Annotated in this window: 11 protein-coding genes and 11 tRNA genes; 21 read left to right on the forward strand and 1 reads right to left on the reverse strand. The window is 40.8% G+C overall.

Going from position 1 to position 9,423, the window contains the following annotated elements; translation table 11 throughout:
• The first annotated feature begins 50 nt into the window (after positions 1-50).
• The 9 genes from H0185_RS22710 to H0185_RS22750 all read left to right on the forward strand — a co-directional run bounded on the left by H0185_RS22710 (position 51) and on the right by H0185_RS22750 (position 7,279).
• Complete coding sequence (locus H0185_RS22710) at positions 51-884, forward strand: RsbT co-antagonist protein RsbRA (protein ID WP_221875776.1); 834 nt, start codon at positions 51-53, stop codon at positions 882-884.
• The gene (locus H0185_RS22715; protein WP_221875777.1) at positions 881-1,237 is read left to right on the forward strand and encodes an STAS domain-containing protein; all 357 of its coding nucleotides are present in this window, start codon (positions 881-883) and stop codon (positions 1,235-1,237) included. The genes H0185_RS22710 and H0185_RS22715 overlap by 4 nt, the downstream gene beginning before the upstream one ends.
• A gap of 3 nt (positions 1,238-1,240) precedes the next feature.
• Positions 1,241-1,642, forward strand: a complete 402-nt coding sequence (locus H0185_RS22720) for an anti-sigma regulatory factor (protein WP_221875779.1) — start codon at positions 1,241-1,243, stop codon at positions 1,640-1,642.
• A gap of 11 nt (positions 1,643-1,653) precedes the next feature.
• Positions 1,654-2,664, forward strand: a complete 1,011-nt coding sequence (locus H0185_RS22725; RefSeq protein WP_221875780.1) for a PP2C family protein-serine/threonine phosphatase — start codon at positions 1,654-1,656, stop codon at positions 2,662-2,664.
• 57 nt (positions 2,665-2,721) lie between these two features.
• Positions 2,722-3,054, forward strand: coding sequence for an anti-sigma factor antagonist (locus H0185_RS22730; RefSeq protein ID WP_221875781.1), 333 nt, complete (start codon positions 2,722-2,724; stop codon positions 3,052-3,054).
• Positions 3,051-3,524 carry an anti-sigma B factor RsbW gene (gene rsbW, locus H0185_RS22735; RefSeq protein ID WP_221875782.1) on the forward strand — a complete coding sequence of 158 codons (474 nt, stop codon included), beginning with the start codon at positions 3,051-3,053 and terminating at the stop codon, positions 3,522-3,524. The genes H0185_RS22730 and rsbW overlap by 4 nt, the downstream gene beginning before the upstream one ends.
• Positions 3,502-4,296, forward strand: coding sequence for an RNA polymerase sigma factor SigB (sigB, locus tag H0185_RS22740; protein ID WP_221875786.1), 795 nt, complete (start codon positions 3,502-3,504; stop codon positions 4,294-4,296). The genes rsbW and sigB overlap by 23 nt, the downstream gene beginning before the upstream one ends.
• Complete coding sequence (locus H0185_RS22745) at positions 4,293-4,892, forward strand: PP2C family serine/threonine-protein phosphatase (RefSeq protein ID WP_221875787.1); 600 nt, start codon at positions 4,293-4,295, stop codon at positions 4,890-4,892. Before sigB ends, H0185_RS22745 begins: the two co-directional genes overlap by 4 nt.
• Positions 4,893-5,101: 209 nt before the next feature.
• Complete coding sequence (locus H0185_RS22750) at positions 5,102-7,279, forward strand: Tex family protein (RefSeq protein ID WP_246629383.1); 2,178 nt, start codon at positions 5,102-5,104, stop codon at positions 7,277-7,279.
• 105 nt (positions 7,280-7,384) lie between these two features.
• Here H0185_RS22750 and cmpA read toward each other — a convergent pair whose 3' ends face one another.
• Entirely contained in the window at positions 7,385-7,498 is a 114-nt protein-coding gene (cmpA, locus tag H0185_RS22755) for a cortex morphogenetic protein CmpA (protein WP_221875790.1), read from the reverse strand.
• A gap of 84 nt (positions 7,499-7,582) precedes the next feature.
• Here cmpA and H0185_RS22760 point away from each other — a divergent pair, with 84 nt between their 5' ends.
• The 12 genes from H0185_RS22760 (at position 7,583) to H0185_RS22815 (ending at position 9,319) form a co-directional block, all read left to right on the forward strand.
• A complete protein-coding gene (locus H0185_RS22760) occupies positions 7,583-8,056 on the forward strand; it encodes a SprT family protein (protein WP_221875792.1) in 474 nt (157 codons plus the stop codon).
• Positions 8,057-8,207: 151 nt separating this feature from the next.
• Positions 8,208-8,282, forward strand: a tRNA-Asn gene (locus tag H0185_RS22765).
• A gap of 5 nt (positions 8,283-8,287) precedes the next feature.
• Positions 8,288-8,378 (forward strand) — tRNA-Ser (locus H0185_RS22770).
• A 10-nt stretch (positions 8,379-8,388) separates the two neighbouring features.
• Positions 8,389-8,463 (forward strand) — tRNA-Glu (locus H0185_RS22775).
• A 44-nt stretch (positions 8,464-8,507) separates the two neighbouring features.
• Positions 8,508-8,584 (forward strand) — tRNA-Asp (locus H0185_RS22780).
• A gap of 15 nt (positions 8,585-8,599) precedes the next feature.
• Positions 8,600-8,674: transfer RNA gene (locus tag H0185_RS22785), tRNA-Gln, on the forward strand.
• A gap of 6 nt (positions 8,675-8,680) precedes the next feature.
• Positions 8,681-8,756, forward strand: a tRNA-Lys gene (locus H0185_RS22790).
• A gap of 26 nt (positions 8,757-8,782) precedes the next feature.
• Positions 8,783-8,867, forward strand: a tRNA-Leu gene (locus H0185_RS22795).
• A gap of 30 nt (positions 8,868-8,897) precedes the next feature.
• Positions 8,898-8,983, forward strand: a tRNA-Leu gene (locus H0185_RS22800).
• A gap of 61 nt (positions 8,984-9,044) precedes the next feature.
• A tRNA-Arg gene (locus H0185_RS22805) sits at positions 9,045-9,121 on the forward strand.
• Between the two features lie 24 nt (positions 9,122-9,145).
• A tRNA-Pro gene (locus H0185_RS22810) sits at positions 9,146-9,222 on the forward strand.
• Between the two features lie 23 nt (positions 9,223-9,245).
• A tRNA-Gly gene (locus tag H0185_RS22815) sits at positions 9,246-9,319 on the forward strand.
• The last annotated feature ends 104 nt before the right edge of the window (positions 9,320-9,423 follow it).

The raw sequence follows: 9,423 nt of genomic DNA on the forward strand, positions 1-9,423 counted from the left end.
AGAAAATCGGGTAAATGAAAAACTTGTAAGCATCTGTGGGGGGATGAGAAATGAATAAGTTGATTTTTACATTTATTGAGGCCCATAAAATAGATATTCTCGAAGAATGGATAAGAACCACCAAAGATGAAAATGATGACAGGGTCGTTAGAGTTGTGTCCGACCAAGTTTTTAACAGTACAAGCCGTGAATTTGCCGACTTAATTATTACAAATTTAAAAGGCGATAAAGGTGATTATCATACAAGATTAAAGGAGTTTGCTGAGAAAGTTGTTCGCCTTGGCTGGCCATTAACATTTGTGTCAAGTGGGCTGCATACATTTGGAGTAATCGTATTTAAAAGAATGGAACAAAGTGGCGTGATGACGATTGAAAATCAAAGGAGTCTGTTCCGTGAATTTGATGAATGGATGACGTCTATGAATATCGAAATCATTGGGATCTATGCGACTACATGGGAAAAGACCGTTTCCTTGCAGAAGATTGCTCTTCAGGAACTATCCGCGCCGCTTATTCCAGTGTTTGAGAGAATTACGGTTATGCCCTTAGTAGGCACGATTGATACAGAACGAGCTAAACAAATTATGGAGAACCTATTAAAAGGAGCAGTAAAGCATCGCTCTGAGGTTGTTTTAATTGATATAACAGGTGTACCTGTAGTAGATACAATGGTTGCCCACCACATCATTCAAGCAGCAGAAGCTGTGAGACTAGTTGGAGCAAAATGTATGCTCTGTGGAATTCGTCCGGAAATTGCCCAAACAATTGTAAGTCTAGGCATTGATTTAACGCAGTTTACAACAAAAAATTCTCTCCAAAAAGGGATAGAAGCAGCACTAGAAATAACAAACCGAAAAATTGTTAACATGGAGGGTCTAAAGTGAGAATACCCATTCTAAAATTGTACAACTGTCTCTTGGTATCGATTCAGTGGGAATTAGATGATCAAACCGCCCTTCAATTTCAAGAAGATCTTCTCCAAAAAATCCACGAAACAAGTGTTAGCGGGGTTGTGATTGACCTAACCTCAATTGATTTTATTGATTCCTTTATTGCAAAGGTACTAGGTGATGTAATTGATATGTCCAACCTAATGGGAGCCAAAGTAGTCATTACAGGGATTCAGCCTGCAGTTGCCATCACTTTAATTGAACTGGGGATTGGGCTTAATAATGTCCTAACGGCTATTGATTTAGAAAAAGGGTTGGAGAAATTACAACAGGAATTGGGGGAGTAATGAATGAGTATCCAATCCTGTGTAACGATCATTAATGAATGGGACATTGTGGCTGCTAGGCAGCTTGGCCGCAATGTTGCGAAAGAGCTTGGATTTGGAACTGTTGACCAAGCAAGAATTACAACCGCAATTAGTGAATTAGCAAGAAATATCTATTTATACGCAGGGAAAGGACAAATCTGCATTGATAAGTTATTTGATGGTGGAAAACCTGGTGTCAAAATCAGTGCGATTGATAGTGGTCCTGGAATTAGTGATATACGCCAAGTTATGGAAGATGGTTACTCGACATCAGGTGGGCTAGGAGCAGGATTGCCTGGAGTCAAACGATTGATGGACCAATTCGAAATTGAATCCATTCCTGGAGATGGAACAAAGATAAAGGCAACCAAGTGGCTTCGTTAGGAGGGGGTTTCATGGATTTTCGGGATGTAATGGAACCAAAGTATCGAGAACTTCTTGAGAACTATATTAAAGATCAGTCGGAGCAGGCCCTCTATGCAGGTCAAAAGTTTAGTCGGAAATCGATTGAGCATAAAATCTCCCCTGAAGAAATTGTCAGCCTCCACAAAAGTTTATTAATGCAGATGCAGCCTGATCTCCCAGAGAATGTATTGTATTCATTTGATATCCTCCTTGAAGTGATGATTGGTTATGGTTTAGCTTATCGCGAACACCAAAGTCTCCGCCATAAACAAGAGGAACTAAGATCAGAGATGGAAATCGCCGCCAATGTCCAACAGACACTGCTTGGCACAAAGATTCCAGAAGTGGATGGGCTCGATATCGGGGCAATTAGTGTTCCGGCAAAACATATGAATGGAGACTACTTTCATTTTGTTCAGGATGAGAATAACTGTATAAGTGTGGCAATTGCAGATGTCATTGGGAAGGGAATTCCTGCTGCGTTATGTATGTCAATGATAAAATATGCGATGGATAGTTTGCCTGAGAACAGAATGGGACCAGGCAGTATCTTAGAAAATCTTAATCGAATTGTGGAACAAAATGTTGATCCAAGTATGTTTATTACGATGTTTTACGGGATGTTTAATCCAGAAAACAATCTATTATCATATGCATCCGCAGGACATGAGCCAGGTTTTTACTATGATGCAGCAAAGAAGGAATTCACTGAACTGAGCGCAAAAGGTCTTCTTCTGGGGGTTGAAAAGAGAACCAAATATAGTAATTATCATAAAGAGGTTCACCCTGGAGATATGATCATTCTTTTATCTGATGGTGTCACAGAATGCAGAACGGATGATGGTTTTATTGAGAGAGAAATATTAATTGACTATATTTACAAATACATTCATTTAAGTGCTCAAGACATTGTAAATAAGGTCTTTAAAGACTTAGAAAAGCTTCAGCACTTTCAACTGAGGGATGATTTTACTCTAATCATCCTAAAAAGGAAGGTTTAACGCCTATTACCAAAGGGTAAATGATTAACAGCATGAATGTAAAAAGGTGGGTCTAATATGAATTTATCTATAAATATTAAAGAGACCGATATTTTACTGGAGATATCTGTTGAAGGGGAGATTGACGCATATACTGCTCCCCAGTTACGTGAACGCTTATTTCCGCTCTCAGAAAAGAACGGAGTCAACATGGAAATAAACTTATCTGGTGTTTCTTATATGGATAGTACGGGACTTGGAGTATTTGTTGGCGTGTTTAAAAACGTTAAAGCCAATAATGGACAATTTAAAATTAATGGACTTTCTGGGCGTCTACAAAGACTTTTTGAGATAACAGGACTTTCCGATATTATTGATGTGAACAGTCAAATAGAGGGTGAAGTAAAATGAATAGGCCTTATGACTATGTCGAAATGAAAATCCCTGCAAAACCGGAATTTGTGGGTGTCATCAGGCTGACCTTATCTGGTATCGCTAGTCGTATGGGTTTTTCCTATGATGAAATAGAGGATTTGAAGATTGCAACAAGTGAAGCTTGTACAAACGCGGTACAACATGCTTATAAAAAAAGTGAAAAAGGCGAAGTTGTGATTGGCTTTGGTCTTTATAAGGATCGTCTTGAGGTCATGGTAGCAGATAGTGGTCAAAGCTTTGATTTTCATTCTGCTCGCAAAAGTATTGGTCCCTATGATCAAAATGAATCTGTTGAATTCCTCCGAGAAGGAGGCTTGGGGCTCTACCTAATCGAAACTTTGATGGATGAAGTGAGAATTCATCATAAAGAGGGTGTAACGGTCTTCATGACCAAGTACCGAGAAGGAGAGCGGGTGGAGACTGATGCAAAAACAATCTCAACCTAATCAAAACCCAAATTCTAATACAACTGAATTAATTCATTCTTATCAAAAAAATGAGGATGAACATGCCCTAAATGAATTAGTCCTCCAGTATAAGGCCTTGGTAGAAGCTATTGCCAAAAAATACTCTAAGGGGCGCTCATTTCACGAAGATATCTTCCAGGTAGGGATGATTGGTCTTCTCGGGGCAATTCGAAGATATGATGAGTCATTTGGAAAAAGTTTTGAAGCCTTTGCCGTTCCAACCATTATCGGTGAAATCAAACGCTTTTTAAGAGATAAGACATGGGACGTTCATGTTCCTCGAAGGATTAAAGAGCTTGGACCTAAAATTAAAGGAACAGTCGAGCGGTTAACAACCGAGCTGCAACGATCTCCAAAAGTGGAGGAAATCGCAAAAGCCCTAGAGGTTTCTGAAGAAGAGGTTTTAGAGGCTATGGAAATGGGAAAAAGTTATCAGGCGCTTTCTGTTGACCACTCGATTGAGGCAGACTCTGATGGAGGGACTGTGACGCTATTAGATATTGTCGGGAATATTGATGTTGGCTATGAGAAAATCAACCAGAGACTAGTGCTTGAAAAGGTTCTACATGTTCTATCGGACCGGGAAAAACAAGTCATACAATATACGTATCTAGAAAATATGAGTCAAAAAGAAGCTGGTGAAAAACTTGGTATTTCACAGATGCATGTTTCGCGTATACAACGTCGCGCTATAAAGAAGCTTCAAGAAGCAATAAATACTGAGAATAAAAACCCGGAGTGTCCTACATGATTGAAAATTTTAGCAATAGACTCGAGTTGTTTGTCCATCAGACAACAAAAGCAGGAAACAAAGAATGTGGAGATAGTTACTTTTATAAAGCAACGGATGAATACTTTATCTGTGTAGTGGCAGATGGGTTAGGAAGTGGGACATACGCACATGAAGCCTCTTCTGCTGTTATATCAGTGGTCGAGGAATATCATCATGAAAACCTGGATAGCCTTATGTCACGATGCAATCAGGTATTATATCAAAAAAGAGGTGCGGCTGTATCGATCCTGAAAGTCTATTTCAATCGAAAAGAGTTTGTCTATAGTGGTGTTGGAAATATTCGTTTTTATCTATATTCTCCTCAAGGAAAACTCACGTATCCTCTGCCGGTTACAGGCTATCTTTCTGGAAAACCACAAGCATTTCATACACAGCGCTTTGCTTATGAGCCGGAATCAAAGTTCCTCATTTATTCTGATGGCTTTGAAATACACGGTGCAAAATCCCTCTTAGGGGGATATCGTTCAACCAAAGCAATTGCAGATGAAATAAAACAAAATCATGTTGATGGGAACGATGATGCGACGTTTATTTTGGGAAGCTTGCTTGATTAGTAAGCTTCTTTTTCTGTTTGTTAGAGTAACTTACCTGGGAAAATCTCACTTCCTCAGTTAGAGCGTTCGTCCTGCAATAGACTAACCGAGAGGTCTACTTTTCTATTTCATTTAGATATCATAGCTTAACTTTGGTAAACTATATAGTAGTTATTGTTGAATAGGGCTAAATGAGGAGGTCCTATACTAGTACTGGAGGATGGTCACTTTTGAATGAAACAATCGATAAACAAGAGCAATATATAAAGTTGATTGCCAATGAGCAATCCCTTAATCCAAAGCAAGTTAAAAATGTCATTTCTATGATCGATGAGGGCAACACTGTTCCGTTCATCGCCCGTTACCGTAAAGAGCAGACTGGAGCATTAGACGAAGTTCAAATACGAAATGTCATTGAAAGATGGCAATACATACAACACTTAGAACAGCGTAAAGAGGAAGTTATTCGCCTGATTGAAGAGCAGGGCAAATTAACAACGGAGTTAAAAGCTGGGATTGAAAAATCAGTTAAACTACAAGAGGTGGAGGACCTATATCGTCCGTATAAGCAAAAGCGTAGGACGAAAGCCACTGTTGCAAAAGAAAAGGGCTTGGAGCCACTAGCGGAATGGATATTAACTTTTCCTGTACAAGGCAGTCTGGAAGTAGAAGCTGGTAAATACCTTTCGGATGAAAAGGGAGTTACGACCGTTGAAGATGCGGTGTCTGGTGCTCAAGACATTATTGCTGAAATGATTTCGGATGATGCAAGCAGTCGTAAATGGATCCGAACAGAGACCTCAAAACGAGGCCATGTTGAATCGGAGGTAAAAGACAAAGAGAAAGACGAAAAGAACGTTTATGAAATGTATTATGAATACGCAGAGCCTATTAGCAAAATAGTTCCGCATCGTATTCTTGCCTTGAACCGTGGTGAGAAGGAAGGAATCCTTCGTGTCGCGATAAAGATGGAAACGGATTCAGTGATAAACTATCTAAATCGCAAGTGGATTCAAAATCCAAAATCCTTAACTGTTGCTACAGTTGGGGAGGCAATAAGTGATGCGTATAAACGATTAATACAGCCTTCGATTGAAAGAGAAATTAGAAATGAACTGACAGAAAAAGCGGAGGAACAGGCGATTCATATCTTTTCTGAGAATCTTCGGAAGCTCCTGCTTCAACCTCCGTTAAAAGGGAAAATGGTTCTTGGAGTTGATCCCGCGTATCGTACCGGGTGTAAATTGGCGCTGGTGGATGAAACGGGGAAAGTGTTGAAGATTGATGTCATCTACCCACATCTGTCTGCCGCAAGAGTAGATGAAGCAAAGCGCAAGTTTGTCCAAATTCTTAAGGATTTCCAAGTTGAGATGGTGGCGATTGGGAATGGTACAGCATCACGTGAAACAGAACAGTTCGTTTCCGATATCCTCAAAGAATTTGATCGAGAAATATTCTACCTAATTGTAAATGAGGCGGGAGCGAGTGTGTATTCTGCTTCAGACTTAGCGCGTGAGGAATTCCCTGATTTGCAAGTTGAAGAAAGAAGTGCGGTTTCCATTGCACGACGTCTTCAGGATCCACTTGCAGAATTGGTGAAAATTGATCCTCAGTCAGTAGGCGTTGGTCAGTATCAACATGACGTAAGTCAAAAGAAGTTATCCGAATCATTGACCTTTGTAGTTGAAACTGCAGTTAACCAGGTTGGAGTTAATGTGAATACAGCCTCTTCATCTCTGCTTCAATATGTGTCAGGGTTATCGAAAACGGTTGCCAATAATATTGTAAAGAAGCGGGAAGAAGAAGGAAAGTTTACGAGCAGGACACAATTAAAGAAAATTCCTCGCCTCGGAGCGAAAACTTATGAACAGGCAATTGGGTTCCTCCGGGTTATCGATGGCAAGGAACCACTCGATCGAACAGCCATTCACCCTGAAAGTTATGGAGAAGTAAAGCAATTGCTTACTAGTTTAGGTTTTAAAACAGCGGACCTTGGAACTTCGGAGCTAAAGGACAAGCTATCAAAAATGGATATAGAGAAAACAGCTGAGGAATTGGGGATTGGCGAGCTTACGTTGAAGGATATCATCGACGCTCTAGTGAGACCCGCGAGAGACCCACGAGACGATTTACCGGCACCATTGCTTAAAAAGGATGTTCTTAAATTAGAGGATCTAAAGCCTGGAATGGAATTGCAGGGTACGGTTCGAAATGTGGTTGATTTCGGTGCTTTTGTGGATATTGGGGTTAAACAAGATGGACTCGTGCATATCTCAAAACTTAGCACAAAGTTTGTGAAGCATCCTTTAGATGTTGTGTCAGTTGGCGATGTTGTGAATGTATGGGTTGACAGTGTCGACATGAAAAAGGGACGTGTAGCACTAACCATGTTACCACCAGGTCAATAAAAAGGAAGTCTGCTATTCGTGGCAGACTTCCTTTTTTTTGCATAAACATATCGAAAGTGTAGAGGCTGCTTGAGGTGTACCTTAAACATGTGATTCATCTACGTTCTATAGACCTTGTTTTTCCCTATAAAAGAACCAACATTGGTTAAGCAATTTGATTTGATAGCGATCTTTCTGATGGAAAGCCCTCATCATTTGATTCTGAAACCAAACAGGCATAAACATCCCTCCAGGATGGTTAATGGTATCTTAATATATGCTATAATAGGTTGTCATGTTCACAATATTGAAAGGTGATTTCCTATGGATGATAAGGATCTGCAGTATTTAGTTGAAAAGATCTCCCTTTATGAATTTGGGAAGCATTTTCAGCATACCGCTATGTTCAATTCAAGATTAAGGACTACTGGAGGACGGTACCTACTCCAAAGTCACAACATCGAAATTAATAAAAAATATTTGGATCAACTTGGTGAAGAGGAGTTGGTAGGAATTATAAAACACGAGCTTTGCCATTACCACCTACATATTGAAGGGAAAGGGTATCAACATCGTGACCGTGATTTTCGTGAATTGCTTACTAAAGTGAAAGCACCTAGATTTTGTTCGATGCTACCAGAGCGAAAGGAACAGAAACGGTTGCAAAAAACGATCATCTATCGCTGTACTAATTGTCAGTTGGTTTATCACCGGAAAAGGTCGATAAATACCGAGAAATATGTTTGTGGAAAATGCCGAGGGAAATTAAAATTCGTAAAAGAGTTGACAAACAGGTAGAGACATGGCAAAATAGGAAATCTGATTGAGTTCCTTGTCTACTTTGTTAAAATTGATTGTTGACATATGGAATTCAGGTCATTATAATATGAAGAGTCGACAACAGAAGTTGTCTAGATTATCTGCTTAGCAGATAATGATAAGTTAGTATTCCGCAGTAGCTCAGTGGTAGAGCATTCGGCTGTTAACCGAACGGTCGTAGGTTCGAATCCTACCTGCGGAGCCATATTCGGGGAAGTACTCAAGTGGCTGAAGAGGCGCCCCTGCTAAGGGTGTAGGTCGGGCAACCGGCGCGAGGGTTCAAATCCCTCCTTCTCCGCCATATAAATAAAGGCCCCTTGGTCAAGCGGTTAAGACACCGCCCTTTCACGGCGGTAACACGGGTTCGAATCCCGTAGGGGTCACCAATCATTATCCTATATTCGTTTAAAGGTGTGTACCTTAAAAAAATGGTCCGGTAGTTCAGTTGGTTAGAATGCCTGCCTGTCACGCAGGAGGTCGCGGGTTCGAGTCCCGTCCGGACCGCCATTTTTATAATAGTTTTGGGCTATAGCCAAGCGGTAAGGCAACGGACTTTGACTCCGTCATTCGTAGGTTCGAATCCTGCTAGCCCAGCCATATAAAGAGCCATTAGCTCAGTTGGTAGAGCATCTGACTTTTAATCAGAGGGTCGAAGGTTCGAGTCCTTCATGGCTCACCATTTTTTTATAGAAATAATAATATTTTGCGGGTGTGGCGGAATTGGCAGACGCACTAGACTTAGGATCTAGCGCCGCGAGGCGTGGGGGTTCGACTCCCTTCACCCGCACCATCGTTTTGTAAGACGTCCTCTTTTGATAATGCGGTCGTGGCGGAATGGCAGACGCGCTAGGTTGAGGGCCTAGTGGGGGCAACCCCGTGGAGGTTCAAGTCCTCTCGGCCGCACCAAAAAAAGTGCTTGACTTTAACTAGTGCCTATGGTATTATATAAAAGTTGCTTCTCGCAAATGCGCCCGTAGCTCAATTGGATAGAGCGTTTGACTACGGATCAAAAGGTTAGGGGTTCGACTCCTCTCGGGCGCGCCATTTAAATTTTGATCAATCTCGAAACGGGAAGTAGCTCAGCTTGGTAGAGCACTTGGTTTGGGACCAAGGGGTCGCAGGTTCGAATCCTGTCTTCCCGACCATCGTTTATTTTTTAATCATATATGCGGGTGTAGTTTAGTGGTAAAACCTCAGCCTTCCAAGCTGATGATGAGGGTTCGATTCCCTTCACTCGCTCCAAAATTGTTCTTTGAAAACTAAACAAACAAGCGTCAACAAACAATATTTATCATGACTTCTATAATAGAAGAACATGAGCCAACGTTTTATTTTATGAGCTAATC

It is taken from the genome of Mesobacillus maritimus, assembly GCF_019749255.1.
GTDB lineage: Bacteria > Bacillota > Bacilli > Bacillales > Cytobacillaceae > Mesobacillus_B > Mesobacillus_B maritimus_A.